The organism is Bacillus sp. AC266, assembly GCF_979253805.1.
The window spans coordinates 1-19,074 of sequence record NZ_CEEDEC010000006.1 but is presented as its reverse complement, the minus strand read 5'-3'; the positions used below and the strand labels follow the sequence as shown (position 1 = coordinate 19,074).

The window sequence follows — 19,074 nt, the reverse complement described above, 5'->3', positions numbered from 1 at the left end:
ACTTTTTATTTGTAGTATTAATACCAGAGTAATTCAATAGGGGACACAATAAATTACTATAATATTAAAAAGAGCTAAACTGCCTATAGCAAAGTGAATTTTATGGTAATATTAATTTGTATAATTATATATACAAAAAATAACAGGATGGGTGAAAAATATTGAGATTAAAAAAATTTAGTGTTACAAATTACAAAGTTTTTAAAGAAACTTTTAGTATCGACTTTTCAACAGATTCAATCGCTATTCTTACTGGAAGAAATAATACAGGTAAATCTACGTTCTTAGAGGCAATCAATTGTTTTTTCTTAAAAGAAACTAAGACTACAACCATTTCAAATGAGTGTTTTTCCAAGCGCAACAAGGAGATTGTACTTGAGGCGCACTTTGAATCTGATGATGAAACTTTAATTTTCAAAAAAAAATACAAAGAAGAAACAGCTCCTAAATATTATGATGCGGAAAATATAGAAATGAAAGCCTCCCATCCATTAAAAGAGAAATTCGATGCGATTTATGAAAATAAACCTTATTATATAACCCCTTCTATGTCAACAGACGATATTAACAATCAAATACAGGCTATATACTCTCAGATAATTAAAGGTGATCTTCAGAAACTTGAAGAAGAACCTGATCCAGATCATCCAGCCGATTCAGAACATGTGCGTATGCGGAAAGAATACGTTAAAATAAAAGAATCTTTGCCAAATTTTTTAAGAAAACTTAAAACCAGCACGGATGAACTACTAGACAATGTAAGTGAAGATGTTAGCTCTGATTTACGTGGACTTTTTTCAAATGACGCATTATCTTTGAAAGTATTGGGCGGTGAAAGTACCGGTTTTTCAACTAGTGATATCTTAAAATCTACCAACTCAAGTGTATACATTGACAACCACTTACAAAAAGGAATGCCCTTGTCTAATCAAGGAACGGGCTTGCAAAGAATGAGCCTTATATACCTCATCCAAAATATGATTCAAAAAAAGCTTATGGGTGATAATGATGATAAAATGTTGTTAATCGATGAGCCGGAAGCATTTTTACATCCAGAAGCAGTTCGTGCACTTAGTCGTTCATTATATACAATAGGTAATAACATGCCTTTAATTATATCAACTCACTCCCCTATACTCATTGATCTTTCAGAAAAACATACCTCAATTCAGGTATTTCGTGTAGGAGAAACAGAGGCTGTACAACTGTATAAATCTGTGAATGATAAGTTTGATGATGATGATATAAGAAACATGAAAATACTTAACTATGTAGATTCGTATGTGAATGAATTTTTCTTTGCTGAAAAAATCTTGATTGTAGAAGGTGACACGGAATATATCGCCTTAAAGCACCGCATCAAAAAAAACAATGAAAATGTGCACATTATTCGTGCAAGAGGAAAATCTACAATTTGTACGTTAATGAAAATTCTTAATCAATTCAATGCAAATTATAATGTTTTACACGATGTCGATAACCATAACAAATATTCGTCTGCTACCCTAAAGGCTCAGTTAACCAATTGTAAAAATATACTAAAATTAAAAGCTAATGATAGTATAAGAATCTATTGTTCAATGGAAAATTTCGAAGCAGCAATTGGTATTGGTGATGTTTCTAATGATAAGAAAACACAAACAATCCATGAGATTATTCATGAAACTGAAACTGAACTTAAATATATAGACGCTCGTCAAGAAATTGACAATCTCTTTGAGCATATGATTAAACATAATGACGATATACCGTTAGGTGAAAAATTCTTTCTAATAAATTGTGAAAAAGACTATGAAGGAATGTTTTCTAGTTTAATTGAACAAAAGCTTGCAACTGAAGAAGCTGAAAAAACTGCGAAGTTAGCAAAAGAGCTTGCAGCTAAAGAAGCTGAGAAAACTGTGAAGTCAGAGAAAGAGCTTGCGACTACATAACTTTTTAATACAGGCTAAAAAGTTTATTAACCAAATTAGACCTCTCAATATCATTTTTGAAACAGTGTCATCCGAAATTAGGATCCTTAAAAAATCAAAACATTTAAATCTGAGTAATAATAAATTGAGTGAATTACTGGATTCATTAATGAAAATTGAAGGATTAGAACATTTATATAGGTTGGAATAATGATTTAAGAATACCGCGCTGGCTAGAGAAATTAGCAGAAAAAGGTTGTACTGTTTATTTATAAACTAACTTTCATTAATTTAATCATGCGTTAGTTAGAGATATCAGACAAAAATACTCAACCTTTTTTATGAAGAAGCTAATCTGTCAGAATAAATAAGAGCATGTTTTGAAAAAGATTAATCAAAACATGCTCTTTCTTTCGGTTCATTTATCAATGATTATTAGTATCAATTTGATCAACTTCCATTCCAAACCAGTAGCATCCTTAATAACCTCAATTTATGCAATAAATCCGAACAGCCGAAAATAAGATTTTATCCATATATTTTTTTCTCATTGAGGGCTCATCAATAAAATATTACGTTACTGAAAATTAAGAACCACTTAAAGGGAACTTAACCACATTTTTTTCTACTAATGTACACTCATTATTTAACGGATTAACTTTTAAATCGCAAATTATACTTAGTTCTTGTATAGTTAAACCTGTTTGGAATGATACTTCTTCAAGAGTAATATTACACTTATTAATAATTAAGTTTAAAGCTTGTTTAAATAAAGAGGGTTTCTCTATAGGTATATTTTCATCTAATGGTTCTACTAATCGCCATTTTTTTCTACTAATTTGTTGGCGCAAGTACAAAGCATAATCTTGAGTATACACTCCTAATTTTTCAGCCCGATAAATAATTGCTTGCACCGATACTTTCCAATGTTCTTTTAATATAAGTAAATAGTCTAGGCCTGAAGATGAAAGTTCAGGTACAATTGTAGACTCGGGCATTAAAAAGGCAGATGCAAAACGATTCGCTTCTTGTTCAATCCTTTTATGCTTACTTCTGTCATTAACATCTCTTTCTACGTAGCTTGAATGTAATAACAGATGCCCTATTTCATGTGCAATATTAAATCGTGGGCGAACAGAAGATAATCGCTCTTCATTTAATAAAATATAAGGACTATTATTATATACAACTGTACAAGCATCTATTTTTTCATTATCCATTTTTGCGAATGCAACGATTATCCCCAACCTTTCACACAAAGCCGTAATATTACTGATTGGGCCGTCACCTAAACCTACATACCTCCTCATTTTTTCTGCTATATTGTCAATTTCCTCAAAATCAATTTGTTTAAATGTAGACTGAACTGAAATGAAATTAGGTATTTTAAATTCAGGAAGCTTAATGTTAGTTTCAATAAACCTGATTAAATACGCTAGTGTACATACCTTTTCTTTAACCTGCTCTTTATATTTTTTTGCCACGGCTGCACCACTTCTAAAAAAATGTGTACTCTGTGCATTCAATAAGTCTTCAGAGTTTCCATAGAAAAATGATGGTAATCAAAAAAGAAAGGAAGATTCATATAATGGCAATTAAAAAACCAACTTCCAATATATCGGCTTTATGAATTATAAATAAATAGACTGTAATAGCTGCAAGGCACAGTAATATTATAGCGTTTTCAATAACTGTATTTGAAGATGTTCGAACAGTAGTGTTTTTGTATAAAGGTGAATTTATTATTATCACAGTAGTTGTATATCGGTACTGCCCTGCTTTATCTATTTCATTTTTATTTATATTGAAGAAATGCCGAAAAATAAGTGCAGCAGAAAAAACCAGTATACTATAAATTAAAGATAAGATTTAGAAAAATAGTTTCTGTCAAATGAAAACACCTCGATTAGTTGTATTGCTCCTGATAGAATATTTTCTGCCCCAAAAGTGCTGTTTCATTCTTTAGAGGTAACCGTTTTATATAAGGGAAACCCTTGTATATCAAGGGTTTTAAGTATGACCCCGGAGAGGACCGAACTCACGACTTCCACCCTGTCAAGGTGGAGGTCTTTTAGCTTTATTCATCTTCTCTTTGTACTATAAACTCCCAAAATCTTATTAATTCTTCACGTTTTTGGTGAGGTGCATTCTTTATATCTTTAAACCATTGATAAAGCTCAGGATCTTGTATATCTGTAATTTGTTTTATTTCAGTTGTACCGAGGAGGTAATCAATTGATACTTCAAAGAAAGTGGCTAATTTTATCAATGTATTATAATCAGGTTCTCGATTACCTTGTTCATACATTGCATATGTAGTTCGGGCAATTCCTAGTTGTTTTGCCATATCTTCTTGACGCAGTTTTCGTTCTTTTCGAAGAGTGTGTAATCTTGTGCCAAACATATGCTACCTCCTTTCAGGTGTTTTCTAAATCAATTATAACGTCACAATATGTAACATTTAATAAAGTACACGAAATGTGTAAAAAATATTGATTTTATATTTGTTTTCGTATAGCATGATTGATAGATACACATTTTGTGACAATCGGGGAGGGGAGTAATGAGAGTGTGGTTATTGAAAAAACGTAAACAAAGAGAGAAAACACAGGAGTATATTGCATGTAAAGCAAGGATATCTAGAAGTATGTATGCAATGATTGAAAGTGGTGAAAGAAATCCAAGTGTTCCTGTTGCAAAGAATATAGCTAAGGTACTAAATTTTGATTGGACTCTTTTTTTTGAAGAATAATGTCACGTTTTGTGTAAAAAATAATGATAAGATGTTACGTTTCTATATTGTTTTCCTAAAACGAAATAATTTATTAATTATTTTTTAGAAAATATTAGACAAGGGAAGTGTTCAATATGAATATGAAAACATTTGAAATGCGTGAAAAACGATTAGCAGAACTACTAGGTGCAAAAGTACTATGGGAATTTATAAGTGCTGTTACAGAGGAGATTGAAAAGCAGGAATTAGAGTCTACACCAGGTTTATTAGAAGATCTATTCATACATGTGAAAGAAACCATTCAAATTCAAAATATGAATAAGAGCATAACAAAAGCCCCTGTAAAAACAGAGGCTGGTAGTATCGATAAAGATACATTATTTATGGAAGCGTATGTAGAATTAATTAATCATAAATTTCTTATTTCTGAATTAGTTGTAGAGCTTTCATCTGTTCTAAAAGAATTAAATTGTTTTGTTCAATCATCTTTGCCACTGCTTCAAAATAAGCTTGATTCTCAAGAACCTCACTCTGCTTCTCTTTAGGAAGTGATTTGAGTATTTCTTTCATTTCTTTACACTCGTATATGTTATTCTCCAAGTCTTCTATTAATTTGTTTCGACGATTGGTGTATTCAAGTGCACCTAAAGTCGCCAATGCGCGAGTATCTAATCCCAGAATTTCCATGTATTCCTCTCCTTTCCTCTACAATAATTCGATAGGGGAAAGGAGATTCCTTTAGTGATTTGGTAGAGTCTTTATTTGGTTATATAACATGTTAATTATTAGTGGAAATGCTATTTAGTATGGATAAAATACTATTAGACTTAAAAGAGCTTCTTAAATAGGATGAGAAGAAAGGAGAATCCAGTAAGTTTCATTCAATTTCTCTAAATAATCTACATATGGAATAAGAGTATTCTTGAAAAAGCTCTAAAAGAAGAGATCTTATAAAAGAAAGTGTATATTGTATCGAAATTTATGAGGGTGTTTTGCTTGTAAGGAAGGACAGCGAAAATATAGGAGAGAACAGTTGCGTATACTGTTCTCTTAAGGAGCGGAAGTGCTGAACATTTTTAATGACAATGATTCAAGCATTCCATTAATAGTATGTGCATATATTTACAATTCATACAAGAAGGCAGCTATAAAAAAAGAGCTGCCTTGCCTCAGGGAGAATTCAAGAAAAGTGGTTTTGTGGTACATCACCAAAGACTTCTTCAGCATGTGTGGTGTAATGCCTAACTCCAAGTAATGTTAAGGTACTAAAAGATAGTGCAGTGCATACATTAGCTAATTTTTTTTCATAACATTGCCTCCCTAAACGCGATATATTATTACAAAAAATCAAAAGATATATGCGACTTTTGAAACAGGAATTTTAGTAGTTTTGTTATACTCCCAAAAGGTGTACCTTTTGAAGGAGCGTTCACATTAAGGAAGAATTCTTTTTTTAGCTCCTTTTGAATAGCTTCTTTAATTAATAAGAAAATCTTAAATTAATAGTTTGTATTTGGATCCGGAATAATCAGTCATTTATTTTTCGAAAGTTGAAACAGGAATTATTTGTAATGTGTGATAAAATTAGAAATGCTTTGTATGTATAGGTATATTTTTATGTAGTATCCCTAATAACTTTGCTAGTGCTTCTGGGAATGAGAGGGATTATTATACTGTATTATTAAAAACAAGCTTTTTTTGAATTGAAATGTGTGACATTAAATAAAAATAATTTTTTCAAAATAGTTTTATTTGTCTTGGCGTAATATGAGAGTTTGTGAATGTTTTTTGATCAAAATTTATTCCAACCAACACTATGCTAGCTTAGAGAATATATTTTTTGTGTAAATAGTAAATATACACATTAGCGCATTTGCGACAGCAATTTTGTCATTAAAGAAAAGTGCTGTGAAATATAAAGAAAATAGAAATACCATAGAAAAATTTTCGTTTTTTGCATTTTTAATTTCAACTAACATATTGAGTACCTCCAATTAGAAATTTTTTTATTCAGTATTGTATTTTAAGAATTTTTGACCTAGATTCTAAGAGGAGAGAGCAAATTTTTTTAAAAAAATCTTGATATATAAATCTAAAATATATAATATATAGGTATATTGTTAGTTTATTTGATTCCGTTTATTCCCACACCTTATGTGTTGTGGTTGAGTTGTAGAAGCAAGTTGCGTCTTGTTTCAATTGTGAAAGGGCTTCTTTGAGCCGATTAGTGTATATATAGCTTATTTTGCTATGCACATTTTTAATCGACTTGAAGAAGCCCTTTTTGTGTTGTTTTTAAGTTTGCAGGCGGGGTTATTTATGATTCATAACATAACAAATTAAACAGTAGAGTAGAGGAGATAAAACAAAATGAAAAAAGATTGTAGACATTTACGACTAGTACCAGCAGTAGAGGAACATAAAACACGAATGGAAAATAATCAGAAGTCATATGCTGCACCAGCGATGTCATCTGAATCCAGAGCAAGAGTAAATCAAATGAGAGGATGTTTTGAAGCTGAAATTATATTACCAGATGGTAAATTTCAATATTTTAAACCAAACACTCTTAATGAAAAGGAAGCCGTTCAAGAAATTGCATTATTTATTGAAGGGCTTCAGGAAACGAAGGTAGGCTATGTCATCTTATGGCGCTTTGTCGGGCAACAAAGTTTTTATCATGGTACAAAGATTGTAGCTGAACTAAAGTTTCATAAAATCCTGCGTAAGCTGAAAGATTATTTTTTTGATTACGAGGAAGTTGTTTATGAAACAGAAAAATAAGAAGGATAGAGGGATAGAGATGAAAAAAGATAATATTTGGACAGTATTAGATGATCCAAAAGAGCAGGAGGTAAGAGAGCAATCCCAAGAGCCGGATAATATTTTTGCGGGTATGGATGAGCTATCGGAAATTACAGATGATGAACTACCATTTTAAGCAAGTTGAAGTAGTTTATAGAGGGTAAAAGGAAGAACTAAGTGATGTATATACTTGGATCTTCCTTTTTTTATTGTAAAAAAGAACTCGGAGGGAAACATTATGCGTATAGGAAATGATTTGGCGGCTGGATTTTATCCAACACCACTAACAGAAGGGAAACACTTAATACAACTGTTACAAATGGAATCAGAGCGAGCTTATGCTTGCTTTGATCCATGTTGTGGAGAAGGGACAATTTTACGAAGTTTTGCAGATGAAATGAAGCAGGCGGGAGTCCAGTTTCATACGTATGGCGTAGAGCTGGATGCAAATCGATATGGCAAAGCAAAAGAGCAATTAGATGTAGTGGTACGCTCAAGCTTTGAAAGCATGATGATTAGTCATGACTATTTTCCGCTTATTTTCTTAAATCCTCCTTATAATACGGAGCTTCGTACAGAAAATACAAAATCAGAGAAAATGGAGTTCAACTTCTTAAAGCGCGCTCACCATTATTTACAAGAAGGTGGCGTTATGGTGTATGTCATTCCATATGATCGTTTTGCTCGTGATGAAATTAGCTACTTTTTAGCTAAGAATTACGAGGAAATAGGATTAATGCGTTTTGGCGATGAAAATGAAGAATTTGAGCAATTTAAGCAATGTGTTTTTATTGGCCGTAAGCGTACAGCTACGAAAAATGATACATACTTCAATGATCGGTTCGCTAATTTCTGTGAGAATATGTCCGACCTTACTTTCGTCAAAAAGCATGTGAGTACATTAGTGCAAATGGTAAATCGTAAGAGTTGGCTTATACCCGAATTACGTCATCAAAATAAACTTATTTTTACTTCAAGAGTAGATTATAAAAGTGCTTACGAAGGTGTTGGGAAATCAGAGGGTATCACAACATTTAAGAAGCGTTTAAATAGAGGAACTGGGTACTCGCTTCAATGTGAGAAGACAGCTGCTGAAAGCGCAAAGATGCCAATTGCTTCCGGACAATTAGGACTATTGCTGATAACAGGTGTGGCAGATGGTTTGCTTGGTGAAGGCGATACACTCCACGCTGTTCGTGGATCTGAAAATGTGTTTTTTGAAACTTCATTCGAGCAATTGGAAAAAACGACAAAAGAAGTCGTTTTACAAAAACGTCGTGCTAAATTTATCATCGCAACGCCAAATGGTGAAGTCAAAGAACTTGTCTAGGAAAGGAAGAAGGCTATGTCTGTACTATTAGGAATAGGAGCATTATATATTGCTTGGGAGTTTAGTAATCGTGTGCTCCGAATCGCTATTGTTCTAACAGTAGTTTGCCTTTGTGCATCTCAAATCAGTACAGGTACGCATTTGGGAGTGTTAGAACAGTTTTCACTATTCCAGGGTGTAGACGATATTTTACATGCAGCTGAGCAGTCGTTACCAGAGTGGAAACAGTTTATAGATTTTTAAACTACAAATTAAATGAGTAGGACATGAAACGTATCGAATATGATGCGTTTTTTATTTTTAGGAGGGAACGAATATTATGATAAACGAAATGATTCAACAACATACATTTGACCAGGAACAAACACCAGCGATGTTGCAACTGGAGACAGGCACTGCTTCACATTCAGCTTTCTGCTTTGCTATGGCAGTAAATCGTCATCACCAAATACAATTTGCAGTATTAGGAGGGAATGACAGTACATTAAAGTCATTCCGAGCAGCCATATCGATGGGTACTCGTCGCATGTATTTTGGAGAGGGACTAAAAGAAGAATTACATTACGCGTTAGGAAAAAAAGTGAATGTAATATCAACAGGACAATTTGAGTTTATTAATACGCAAACGGTAAATAGAAAGAAGGCAATCATTGCGTTTTCTAAAGAATTAGAGGAGAAATACATTGTTGCAATTGACGAAGCGCCAGAGATGCAAGTAAGAGATTTCTTAATGGCTCCTCCGTACGGCTTACCAATCTTAGAAGAATGGGCGAAGCCAATTTATGAGGAGATGCTAACAAGAAATCTATTACAACCATTAGAGGTATATTTCGATAAAAATGAATTTTCTTCTCTAACGATTGCGCAAGTCGTACTAAAAGAAAAGGATTGTAAAGAGTTTTTATCAGAAATGATTCGCTCTGGAAAATGTCAATTTCCGCAAGAGGGCACAGGTGAAAAAATCAATAAAATTAATGATTTAAATGAATACCTATTGGAATATTCGCCTGTCATGCTTGATAAGGTAACAAAACTAGATGAGCCTTTACATCAACCGATGAAGGACCAAGCATTATCCCATTTTGATACGTATCAAAGACCATTATTCCCTGTACAAGCACATGTAGCAACAGGTGCTGCTAAAGCATTACAAGTGCAAAAGGGAATCATCTTACAAGGTGAGATGAGCACCGGGAAGAGTGCAATGATGACAGCTGCAGTAGATGGCTATTTTCATTTAAAAGGACAAAAAGGTTATCGTACATGCGTTTTCGTTCCACCAACTCTTACGGAGAAGTGGGCAAAAGAAGAAATACGACACTTATTACCAGATGCAGAGATACACCTTATTAAGCGCACAGAGGATCTTATTCGTATTCATCAATCTTGGATACAGGCCGGGAGACCAAAGCCACAAAAACCAACCTTCTTTGTTATTAGTTTTACAACAATGCGAGGAGATTCTATTAAACAGATGCCATTACCTTATAAGCAGACTGCTCTTTCTAAAAAATCTGAGGAAGAGGTGCAAAGATATTATAAGAAGGGCTATTACTGTTCGGATTGTGGTTCTAAGTTACGTAAAAAAACGTCTTCTATCATGGTTCAACAAGCTAATGGTGAACAAAAAGAGGTCTGTCAGTATAAAGAATTTACAGCAAGCGATTTAGATTCTAAAACGAATAAAAATAGTGTATGTGCCGATTGTAATTCAAATATTTGGAGTCCAAAAGTAAAAACAAAATATGCGAGTTTTAAAGAATGGACAAAATATGAGGATCAATTAGTGCAGGCAATTAAAGAAGGAAATAAACCGTTACAAAAACAACTAGAGTTAGAGAATCGTGTAAAACCTTATGATGCGAAACACTCAGGGCGAGCATATCGAAAGGTAGCTACTGTTGAGTATATTCGTAGAAAAATGAAGCATTTCTTTGATGCTCTTATCGCTGATGAGATACATGAGCTGAAAAGTGAAACTGCACAAGGAACTGCCCTGGGAAGTTTAGTTAAAGTTTGTAAGAAATTTGTAGGTGGAACAGGAACTCTTTTCGGAGGAAAAGCGAGTGATGTGTTCTATACGTTATGGCGCTTATATCCTTCCAAGATGGTGAAGAGTGGGTTTGAATATAGTTCTTTAATGGATTGGAATGAGACTTACGGAAACATCGAGAGAACATATTACCATGATGGTGAAGTTGTATCCAATGTAGCTTCGCGTGGTGCACAAGGAATGCTAGATAAAACTAAAGTAGTACCTGGTATTTCACCGTATGTGTTTACCCAATTTTTAATGGATACAACAATAAATGTACGTTTAAAAGATGTATGGCCAAATCCAGTTGAGCTAATCAATGTACCAACGATTCTTGTTGATATGTCTGAAGAGCAAAAACAAGCCTATGAGCATATGAAAGAGTCATTTGAAAAAGCAATTGAGGCAGCGAAAGGTACATCAGATGTCGGCAAATTATGGCTTTCTTATATTCGTACAGGAAATGCATACCCAGATAACATGAATCGTTATCCTAACTATTACTTAGATGGGAATGAAAAAAATGTTGTTTGGTCTAATGCAGAATATAGATTCGATGAGGATTGTATGCAGCCGAAGGAGAAGAAATTGCAAGAAATATTGCATACTGAAATCTCTGAAGGTCGTCCAACTATCATTTATGTATCTGATACAGGATCTACAGTGAAAGAGCGAGACATTCAGCCTCGTTTACAGAAGGTTGCAGAGCAAGTAACTGGTGCGAAAGTAGCTATTCTCCGTACCAATACAGTTACTCCGCCAAAACGTAGTGAATGGCTAAAAGAGCAAGTAAAAAACGGTGTGAATGTAATCATTTGTTCGCAAGAACTTGTGAAAGTTGGCCTCGATTTATTGGCAACACCGACCCTGATTTTTTATCAATTATCATTCAGCTTATTCACATTAAATCAGGCAGCAAGAAGACATTGGCGTATTGGTCAAACCAATCAATGTAGAACATTCTACCTTGGATATCGAGAGACTTTCCAAGCGCAAATGGCACAGTTGATAGCTCAGAAGAATAAAGCTTCTGAAGCAATGAATGGTGATGCGACAAGTGATGGTTTAAATGCAATGCTCGGTGATACAGGGGATTTACAGACTTTATTAATTCAAAACATTAAGAGTGGGAACCAATTAAAAGGCTCAACAGAAGAATGGACAAAAGCGGCATCAGAAGAATCGAAACGAGTTCTTGCAAATATCGGTAATGTGATTACACCTGTGTTTGAATCGATTGAAATTCAATTTACGAACTGGGTGGAAAAATTACCAGGAACAATGGATGTTGCATTTATGAAAGATGCCCAATTTGTACAAAAGGCTGTTGAATTTATTCAACAAGGGAAAGTACCTGGTGTTCAAGTGAAGAAACGTGAACTTGAAATAGATGGAGAAGTAGAAGGTATCATTCGTACATTAACAACGCTGAATACAGATAAGCGTATGCTGGTTCAAAAACAAGATATTGCATTCTGGGATGAAGTAATTGTTGAAGTGGATACTGCTAAAAAGAAAGGGAAACGAAAAAGCAAAGTAATCGAAGGACAGTTTGAGTTCGATTTATTTGCATAACCGAGAGGAGAAAATCATGTTTACAATGATTTTTATCGCTTTATTTTGTTATATGTTTTTTGTAGTTCGCAAAGTCAGAAAAAATATGCTAATAGAAGAAGCAAAGAAAAAAGAAAAGGAACAGGAACAGGCACCGGTGGAACGTCCCGTTTATTGGTGCCCGAGAGAAAACAGACCAATTGGTAGGGAACAAGAGCGTGTTACTGTTCCAACAAAAGAAATTACCTTAGAAAAGGATGTAGCAAGTATATACGATTTAGTTGCTACATCGGTTCAAAAGAATCTGTGTGAAGAAGCGAGTAACAAATTAGAACAGGAAATTGAAGCTGTACAAGAAGTGGAGTATGTTGAAGATTTTCACCATACTCCTGCTTCTGAAGCAGTATATGATATCCCATTCCTGAGTGATGAGGACATACCGTTTCCAAGTGATATGGATACATCAGAGGGATTTTTAGGGTATGAAGATACATTTCCAGAACTAGCACAGTTGCCGGTTCCACCAGAAATAGAATATATACTTCCTGTTCAACAAGGAGTATCAGAAGCACAGGATGGGAATGTAGTAAAGTGGACTGCAAAAGTGATAGAACGAGAACAAGGACTGACACGTGTGATGAATATGTCTAATAGGAAGCGCTATTGGATACATACAGAGGGAGAGATATTACCAGAAAATAAACTAATATATATCGAATTAAAGGTAGACTCATCTTATTCCTATACATTAGTTGGGTGGAGTGATAGACAACTAGGGAGTATATAAATCTATTTCCTAGTTGGTATTTTCTTAGTTATATAGCATTAAACACACTAGGTTCTCACTCATTTGTACAAGGACAAAATATTTTTTTGTTTTTGTACAAATGAGTGGGACGGAATGATTCACTATATAAGGATATTCGACTATAATGAGACACTGTACGTCATTGCAATATCAAAATATTTTAAGGTTAAAATAATTATTGATCTTAGAATAGGAGCTTCGAGAACTCCATGTAACATTACAATGCTTCATATACATGAGATTGTATTTAAGATTATTATATTAAAATTATTGGAGGCTGATGATATATGACTATAGATCATATGAGTAACAACGTAGTAAAAAAATTAGAACAGACGGTGCGCTACGAAAAGAAACAAGTAAAGGTATTGCGTGTAAGTAAAAGTAGTTCAAATATACACGCTTACATGATTTTCCCGGAATTCTCAGAGGTTAAAATTTCAAATACCGAACTGGATGAATATATAGAAAACCTATCAACAAGCGTGAAGTATGTCATTGATCGCAAGTTGAGTCAACAAGAAATTGAAAAACAAAATCACTCTTTCATTATGACGTGTGCAGTCGAGGAAGATGGTGTGTTAGATGATGAAACTATTCATTTTAATACGACGTATGTCAAGCCACCAACGATTGCGAATAAGGTATTTAAGCTAGTGTGTGGCTTAGGAAATCGTCTAAATAGCTTAAAAGAGCTACATATCACAGTATTAAATAATAATATTAATCGAATTGAAATTGAATTTTACAATGAAAATGAAACATATGTGGCAGTAGAGAAAGAAGAAATTGCGAATGCAATTATGGGGGCATATACAAAAGCGAACATTTATTATTCAGCAGACCTCTATTATGTTGCGGAAGGAAATGAAATCAAATTAAAGAGCATCAAACCGAAATTAGCGGGGGATATGTAATGAAACAAGAAAAAGGGATGATTGGTGTCTTATGTACACTCCTCTTAACGGTCTTATTACTTATACCATTACAAGCAGCACATGCATCTGTAAAAGTGGACTTTAATGAATTAAAAGGGAATGATGTTTCGTCATCCTTTCAAGAAGGATTAAACAATCGAACCAAAACACCAGAGAAGGATGATTCATTCGGTTCATCATTAATACAAAAAATTGAGGGTATGTATGCACCTGCCTTTAAAGTAGGGGTAAATATCTTTTCTATCTCTTTCGTATTAGGCGTTATTGTCATGGTTATGGCATTAATTACGAAGAATGGTCAATGGATGAAGTGGGCGACAGGGAGTATGATCTTTTCATTCGTTAGTATGATGGCGATGAGACTAAGTGTGTACTTCTTATTCAGTTCCGATGTAGTTTCGTTTATGAACATCTTTACGGATTTTTTAGACCTGTTTAAATCAACAGCACTTATTTTTACACCATTTATGTTAATTGCAGGTATTCGTTTACGAAAAATTCATGAGAGTACGAAACAACCTGAGTATTATCGTTGGTCCAATCGTGTCATAACAGGATCTTGTTTACTCTGTATGTTAGCCGTACTCGCTCCATGGCTATTTGCGAATATGTAAAGAAATACATATAAGAGGAATGAAAAAGGTACTGAATCTATATTCAGTACCTTTTATCTACCCATATGATTTCTTCGTTCGTATTCTTCAAATACTTCCGGTGATATAGGGGATAATATGCCACTTAGATAAACAGCTGTATATAAAAAGTATTGTTCATCTTTTGTTTGAACTGTAAGAGTGCCGTGTTCCTCATTATTGGGGATAATTCGTTCAATTTTCAGTTGTTTTTTGTCGCAAATAATTGCCTTGATTTTATAGACGTTATGTATTGGTAATCTTTCGATATACAGACAACTACGCTCTAACAGATAGAAAATGAGTGCCATTTGTAGAATGAACACAATTTGTAGTAGAGCTGGTGTGCCTGCAAAACAGACAAGGAAAATAGAAACTAAAATAATATTTAACTTCGAAAACCATTTCTCGTATTGCTTCATAGAAAGAATACTTTTTTTCGTTTGAAAGACTTGGAATCTTGTTATGAGGAACAGGATTGCAAAGATTCCTTCATAAATAAGCCAAGTATGCCATTCCGACTTAGAAAGATCTAGTACTAAGTATATGATGCCGGTAAAGATAAGGATTGGTACCAGATGTACCAGGCTAAATAATATCGTATGTTCTAACATTCTTTTCTTGTAGATGTGATTAGTAATTGAATCCAAGTTTCTTAACTCCTTCTGCAATTTTCATGATGACACCACCAATAAGTAGATGGTATTCGCCTATTCCTTTTTCGTTTACATACCAGCACATATAGTGCCTAATACCTTCTTTTGCTCCATGATCATGTAAAGGGAAAGGAGAAGCATATTTTTCTAGGGAGATATTATCACCGAAAGGAACTTGTTCTGCCAGAGCAAAACGTTTCTTTGAATCGTTTACAATCCAACAACCATAATCTGCTGCTCCATACCATATTGCGTCTTTATGAATCGGATCAATCGAAGGTTGTACTGGATAATTTTCAGCCAGCATTTGTGCTTTTTCTTCACGAAGTCGTTGATGAATATGTGAATTCAATGGATCTTCCGTTCCAATTTCATAGGTTTCCTCAAAATTCCCACACTCATAAGGGATAAGGGGATTATTTGAATCAGCTGCTAATTGTAGACTGCAAGAATCTGATTTTGAAAGATAGTATACACAGTCTTTGCAGGTGAAAAGGTTTGAAAAAGCTGAATCTGTTTCTTGATCTGTTGCGGTATTATCTACTACAAGTTTTAACATGTCTATCACAATCCTTTTTAGGCTATTTCTGAAATTAATATAGACGTATCATATCATGCTTATTTTCAAATGTAAATATTTTCCATTTGAAAATGTGCTAATTTATTTTGAAAGGACTGTTTGTTTTGAAAAGAAATCGAGAATATATTGCTTTGCGAAATTCTATTTTGGTAGGTTGGTTGCTCACAATTATTGTTATGGGTCTATCTATCTATTTTTCTTCTATTGTGTACTTACTAATTGGATGTTTCATTCTGTCGCTTAAATATGGATTAATGGGTACCGTAAAGAATGTGAAAAAGCGTTTACCTACCTGGGCTAATTTTGGTGTTATTGAAAAGCCAGTAAATCGAAGAGTGACAAGACCGTTTCAATTTCGGGGTGGGCTCCTTGTTTCATTAGCGTTAGGATTTGTAGAGATGGTGATAAAAGGCTTATGTATCTCATATTTTATTTTAGGATTAGAAACGTATGTCTATCGTCTAATGCGCAGAAACGCAAGAGTGTGAAAAGGAGGATTTTACAATGAAAGTATTGATATTCGAATTAATTCTCATTGCAATTCTAATTCCATTGAATATTGTTGTGAAAAAACATGTACCAAAATGGAAAGGGAAAGCCGGAGAAAAATTAGTGAAGCGTATATTGAATAAATTGGATTCCGAAAGTTATTGCGTGTTACATGATGTTACGGTTCATACGGAGTATGGTGATACAACGCAAATTGACCATATTGTTATTGCGGAAACAGGTGTATTTGTCATAGAGACGAAGAACTACGAGGGCTGGATTTATGGGAATGAGAAAGCGGCAAGGTGGACACAAGGTATTTTCAGAAAGAAACACTCTTTTCAAAATCCATTTCGACAAAACTATAAACATATAAAAGCAATCGAATGGGTGATGGAACAACAGCTGCCGTGTATCTCTATTGTAGCGTTTCATCCGAAATGCAATCTGAAAAAAGTTAATGTACATTCAAAAGATAAACATATCTTATATTATAACGATCTAAAAAAATGTATTGAGTCATATACCGACGTGCAACTAACAAAAGACGAGGTCCAGCATATCTATCAAACTATTTTGCGAACAAACATTACGGATAAGGATATTGAAAAGAAACATGTGAAGTATTTACAAAATAAGTTCGCAAAACAATAAGAAATGGAGAAAGGGACAATGTTATATGTAATAGGGTTTATCGTAATCTCTGTAGTAGCTATTCGTCTTAACATGAAGTATTACAAAGTAAAGGGCGATCCAAAAGATATTGTAACGAAAAGAAATGATTAGAAGATTTCTTATGAAAAATCAATTGTTGTAGCATGCTTTTGATCAAACTTTATTACAAAACAACAAGTAGAGAAATGTATTATATAAGGACAATTAATATTATAAAATATTAAATTCCATATATAATATCAATAAGAACTATAGTATGATAAAAGTAACAAAATACTCTAAAACTATCTTGCAAAAGGCCGCACCTACGCATACATATGCCATAGGTGCGGCCTTTTTTCGTTGTTGGTGCTACCCCATCGCCATCAAGCTAAAAGAACGAGTTATCCCCAAACAATAAATAAGAGCAAAATGCACAAAATTTTCGTTCTGGGGAACGTTGAAGTGTGAAAAATATTACCTAAATAAGTATGAAACATTTGAAGCGTTACAACAAGCAATAGATGATTATATCCAGTTTTACAATAACGAACGTTAGCAAGAAAAATTAAACGGCTTGAGCCTATTGGAATACAGGGTTCAAGCCGCTTAAAGTATTTTTATTATTTCCACTATCTACTTGACAGGGAGCTGTTCAAAGTTTGATCAAAATGGATTATCATTCTCTATACTGTAAAAGAAAACTTCATCCATTAATTAAGTAAAATTGCTCGTTCGATGATATTGTATGAGTAAGATTATTTGACTTTAATAATCCAAGATTATAGTGTTTTGTAATATTGGAATCAGTTCTATAAAGTTATAAAGGAGAATGTTATAATATGGAAAATATTTTAAGCGTGGAAGTTAATGGGCGTCCTGCCCAGATTGAAGAATTTCAAATTCTTAGTCTGTTTAATTATGGTCATTTTACCTCTACAATTGCAATTAATGGAAAGATTAGAGGGATAGACCTTCATTTAGAAAGACTTAATAAGAGTTCTCGTTTGTTGTTTGGAAATGGTATTGATAAACAGCGCATCCGTGAATACATAAGACACGCTATGAAAAATATTAATGAACCAGTAATTGTAAGAGTTAATGTGTTTTCTCGTGAAATCGATTTAGTGAATTTAGGCAAAACCCTAGAGCCAGACATTTTAGTAACGATAATGAAAGCCCAAACTTCAACATTATCCTCTTTACGTTTACAAATAACTGAGTTTGAACGGGATATCCCTCAGGTGAAAAACGTAGGGTCATTTGGACAAATTTACCGTGGTCGTATAGCAAGAATGAATGGATTTGATGATGCTCTTTTTTTAGATTCATTAGGACGCATTTCGGAAGGATCAATATGGAATATTGGTTTCTTCGATGGAGATCGAATTATTTGGCCTAAGGCTGAAATTCTCCCTGGTATAGCCATGCAACTTATTCAAGCGGGTTTAGAGAAAAATAACATCAAGACAGTTACATGTGAAATTTATCCTAAAGACCTACTGGATTTTAAATCAGCATTTATTACTAATTCTTCAATAGGATCGCAAGCAGTGTCAAGTATTGATGATTACGAATTTTCGATCAATCCCAGATTAAATTCAATTCTTTCTGATGCCTATCAAATCAATCATCTAGAGCGTGTATAGTAAAATAAAGTGCAGTTTTTAAATAAAATTGATAGTAGGTGATTCATTAGTGAATAATAATTTGCTTCGGATAAAAGATTTTAGCAAGTTAACTGGCTTATCACGAAAAGCTTTGTATCTGTATGATGAACATAATATTTTGAACCCCGTGTTTATTAATCCGAATAATGATTATAGATATTATGATAAGAATCAGTTATTAACTGCTAAACGAATAAATTTATTAAAACAAGCAGGGTTTAGCTTAAATGAAATCAGCAAAATCATTCATAGAAAGTTATCAGATGCTGAAATAAGTAA

Annotated in this window: 21 protein-coding genes; 16 read left to right on the top strand and 5 right to left on the bottom strand. The window is 33.6% G+C overall.

Going from position 1 to position 19,074, the window contains the following annotated elements; all coding sequences use genetic code 11:
* Positions 1-161 precede the first annotated feature (161 nt).
* Positions 162-1,931, top strand: coding sequence for an ATP-dependent nuclease (locus tag AC0IXC_RS22155; RefSeq protein ID WP_471653307.1), 1,770 nt, complete (start codon positions 162-164; stop codon positions 1,929-1,931).
* 566 nt (positions 1,932-2,497) lie between these two features.
* On the opposite strand, the gene AC0IXC_RS22150 is transcribed toward AC0IXC_RS22155, so the two are convergent.
* Positions 2,498-3,394, bottom strand: coding sequence for an ImmA/IrrE family metallo-endopeptidase (locus tag AC0IXC_RS22150; RefSeq protein ID WP_471653306.1), 897 nt, complete (start codon positions 3,392-3,394; stop codon positions 2,498-2,500).
* A 593-nt stretch (positions 3,395-3,987) separates the two neighbouring features.
* The gene (locus AC0IXC_RS22145; protein WP_471653305.1) at positions 3,988-4,314 is read right to left on the bottom strand and encodes a helix-turn-helix domain-containing protein; all 327 of its coding nucleotides are present in this window, start codon (positions 4,312-4,314) and stop codon (positions 3,988-3,990) included.
* Between the two features lie 159 nt (positions 4,315-4,473).
* On the opposite strand from AC0IXC_RS22145, the gene AC0IXC_RS22140 reads away from it, so the two are divergent.
* Complete coding sequence (locus tag AC0IXC_RS22140; RefSeq protein ID WP_471653304.1) at positions 4,474-4,662, top strand: helix-turn-helix transcriptional regulator; 189 nt, start codon at positions 4,474-4,476, stop codon at positions 4,660-4,662.
* Between the two features lie 116 nt (positions 4,663-4,778).
* Positions 4,779-5,189 carry a hypothetical protein gene (locus AC0IXC_RS22135; protein WP_471653303.1) on the top strand — a complete coding sequence of 137 codons (411 nt, stop codon included), beginning with the start codon at positions 4,779-4,781 and terminating at the stop codon, positions 5,187-5,189.
* A gap of 1,269 nt (positions 5,190-6,458) precedes the next feature.
* Here AC0IXC_RS22135 and AC0IXC_RS22130 read toward each other — a convergent pair.
* The gene (locus AC0IXC_RS22130) at positions 6,459-6,623 is read right to left on the bottom strand and encodes a hypothetical protein (RefSeq protein WP_471653302.1); all 165 of its coding nucleotides are present in this window, start codon (positions 6,621-6,623) and stop codon (positions 6,459-6,461) included.
* Positions 6,624-7,014: 391 nt separating this feature from the next.
* Here AC0IXC_RS22130 and AC0IXC_RS22125 point away from each other — a divergent pair, with 391 nt between their 5' ends.
* The 8 genes from AC0IXC_RS22125 to AC0IXC_RS22090 all read left to right on the top strand — a co-directional run bounded on the left by AC0IXC_RS22125 (position 7,015) and on the right by AC0IXC_RS22090 (position 14,728).
* The gene (locus tag AC0IXC_RS22125) at positions 7,015-7,428 is read left to right on the top strand and encodes a DUF6018 family natural product bioysynthesis protein (RefSeq protein ID WP_471653301.1); all 414 of its coding nucleotides are present in this window, start codon (positions 7,015-7,017) and stop codon (positions 7,426-7,428) included.
* Positions 7,412-7,585: a hypothetical protein gene (locus AC0IXC_RS22120; protein WP_471653485.1), complete on the top strand. Its 174-nt coding sequence runs from the start codon at positions 7,412-7,414 to the stop codon at positions 7,583-7,585. Before AC0IXC_RS22125 ends, AC0IXC_RS22120 begins: the two co-directional genes overlap by 17 nt.
* A 102-nt stretch (positions 7,586-7,687) precedes the next feature.
* Entirely contained in the window at positions 7,688-8,779 is a 1,092-nt protein-coding gene (locus AC0IXC_RS22115) for a DUF6094 domain-containing protein (RefSeq protein WP_471653300.1), read from the top strand.
* A gap of 15 nt (positions 8,780-8,794) precedes the next feature.
* Positions 8,795-9,022 carry a hypothetical protein gene (locus AC0IXC_RS22110; RefSeq protein ID WP_002139789.1) on the top strand — a complete coding sequence of 76 codons (228 nt, stop codon included), beginning with the start codon at positions 8,795-8,797 and terminating at the stop codon, positions 9,020-9,022.
* Positions 9,023-9,098: 76 nt separating this feature from the next.
* Positions 9,099-12,389, top strand: a complete 3,291-nt coding sequence (locus tag AC0IXC_RS22105; protein WP_471653299.1) for a helicase-related protein — start codon at positions 9,099-9,101, stop codon at positions 12,387-12,389.
* Positions 12,390-12,405: 16 nt separating this feature from the next.
* Complete coding sequence (locus tag AC0IXC_RS22100) at positions 12,406-13,155, top strand: transposase (RefSeq protein ID WP_471653298.1); 750 nt, start codon at positions 12,406-12,408, stop codon at positions 13,153-13,155.
* A gap of 308 nt (positions 13,156-13,463) precedes the next feature.
* Positions 13,464-14,093: a hypothetical protein gene (locus tag AC0IXC_RS22095; protein WP_002139794.1), complete on the top strand. Its 630-nt coding sequence runs from the start codon at positions 13,464-13,466 to the stop codon at positions 14,091-14,093.
* The gene (locus AC0IXC_RS22090) at positions 14,093-14,728 is read left to right on the top strand and encodes a hypothetical protein (RefSeq protein ID WP_471653297.1); all 636 of its coding nucleotides are present in this window, start codon (positions 14,093-14,095) and stop codon (positions 14,726-14,728) included. Before AC0IXC_RS22095 ends, AC0IXC_RS22090 begins: the two co-directional genes overlap by 1 nt.
* A 53-nt stretch (positions 14,729-14,781) precedes the next feature.
* Here AC0IXC_RS22090 and AC0IXC_RS22085 read toward each other — a convergent pair whose 3' ends face one another.
* Together AC0IXC_RS22085 and AC0IXC_RS22080 are read right to left on the bottom strand one after the other, a co-directional pair.
* Positions 14,782-15,396, bottom strand: coding sequence for a hypothetical protein (locus AC0IXC_RS22085; protein WP_471653296.1), 615 nt, complete (start codon positions 15,394-15,396; stop codon positions 14,782-14,784).
* Positions 15,380-15,961 (bottom strand): hypothetical protein, encoded by a 582-nt coding sequence (locus AC0IXC_RS22080; RefSeq protein WP_471653295.1) that lies wholly within the window; start codon positions 15,959-15,961, stop codon positions 15,380-15,382. The genes AC0IXC_RS22085 and AC0IXC_RS22080 overlap by 17 nt, the downstream gene beginning before the upstream one ends.
* Positions 15,962-16,086: 125 nt before the next feature.
* Here AC0IXC_RS22080 and AC0IXC_RS22075 point away from each other — a divergent pair, with 125 nt between their 5' ends.
* The 5 genes from AC0IXC_RS22075 to AC0IXC_RS22055 form a co-directional block, all read left to right on the top strand.
* Positions 16,087-16,470 carry a hypothetical protein gene (locus tag AC0IXC_RS22075; protein ID WP_471653294.1) on the top strand — a complete coding sequence of 128 codons (384 nt, stop codon included), beginning with the start codon at positions 16,087-16,089 and terminating at the stop codon, positions 16,468-16,470.
* A 16-nt stretch (positions 16,471-16,486) separates the two neighbouring features.
* Positions 16,487-17,125 carry a nuclease-related domain-containing protein gene (locus AC0IXC_RS22070; protein WP_471653293.1) on the top strand — a complete coding sequence of 213 codons (639 nt, stop codon included), beginning with the start codon at positions 16,487-16,489 and terminating at the stop codon, positions 17,123-17,125.
* 421 nt (positions 17,126-17,546) lie between these two features.
* A complete protein-coding gene (locus AC0IXC_RS22065) occupies positions 17,547-17,684 on the top strand; it encodes an IS3 family transposase (RefSeq protein ID WP_113771023.1) in 138 nt (45 codons plus the stop codon).
* Positions 17,685-17,967: 283 nt separating this feature from the next.
* Complete coding sequence (locus AC0IXC_RS22060; protein ID WP_471653292.1) at positions 17,968-18,774, top strand: aminotransferase class IV; 807 nt, start codon at positions 17,968-17,970, stop codon at positions 18,772-18,774.
* Between the two features lie 49 nt (positions 18,775-18,823).
* Positions 18,824-19,074: MerR family transcriptional regulator (locus tag AC0IXC_RS22055; RefSeq protein ID WP_471653291.1), on the top strand; the 251-nt coding region annotated here is incomplete at its 3' end.

Bases quoted from the DNA above. Each gene is read 5' to 3' on its own strand.
- AC0IXC_RS22080 (WP_471653295.1), bottom strand. From the start codon at position 15,961: ATGTTAAAACTTGTAGTAGATAATACCGCAACAGATCAAGAAACAGAT.
- AC0IXC_RS22140 (WP_471653304.1), top strand. From the start codon at position 4,474: ATGAGAGTGTGGTTATTGAAAAAACGTAAACAAAGAGAGAAAACACAG.
- AC0IXC_RS22070 (WP_471653293.1), top strand. From the start codon at position 16,487: ATGAAAGTATTGATATTCGAATTAATTCTCATTGCAATTCTAATTCCA.
- AC0IXC_RS22145 (WP_471653305.1), bottom strand. From the start codon at position 4,314: ATGTTTGGCACAAGATTACACACTCTTCGAAAAGAACGAAAACTGCGT.
- AC0IXC_RS22090 (WP_471653297.1), top strand. From the start codon at position 14,093: ATGAAACAAGAAAAAGGGATGATTGGTGTCTTATGTACACTCCTCTTA.
- AC0IXC_RS22060 (WP_471653292.1), top strand. From the start codon at position 17,968: ATGGAAAATATTTTAAGCGTGGAAGTTAATGGGCGTCCTGCCCAGATT.
- AC0IXC_RS22100 (WP_471653298.1), top strand. From the start codon at position 12,406: ATGTTTACAATGATTTTTATCGCTTTATTTTGTTATATGTTTTTTGTA.
- AC0IXC_RS22125 (WP_471653301.1), top strand. From the start codon at position 7,015: ATGAAAAAAGATTGTAGACATTTACGACTAGTACCAGCAGTAGAGGAA.
- AC0IXC_RS22095 (WP_002139794.1), top strand. From the start codon at position 13,464: ATGACTATAGATCATATGAGTAACAACGTAGTAAAAAAATTAGAACAG.
- AC0IXC_RS22135 (WP_471653303.1), top strand. From the start codon at position 4,779: ATGAATATGAAAACATTTGAAATGCGTGAAAAACGATTAGCAGAACTA.
- AC0IXC_RS22130 (WP_471653302.1), bottom strand. From the start codon at position 6,623: ATGTTAGTTGAAATTAAAAATGCAAAAAACGAAAATTTTTCTATGGTA.
- AC0IXC_RS22110 (WP_002139789.1), top strand. From the start codon at position 8,795: ATGTCTGTACTATTAGGAATAGGAGCATTATATATTGCTTGGGAGTTT.
- AC0IXC_RS22115 (WP_471653300.1), top strand. From the start codon at position 7,688: ATGCGTATAGGAAATGATTTGGCGGCTGGATTTTATCCAACACCACTA.
- AC0IXC_RS22120 (WP_471653485.1), top strand. From the start codon at position 7,412: ATGAAACAGAAAAATAAGAAGGATAGAGGGATAGAGATGAAAAAAGAT.
- AC0IXC_RS22105 (WP_471653299.1), top strand. From the start codon at position 9,099: ATGATAAACGAAATGATTCAACAACATACATTTGACCAGGAACAAACA.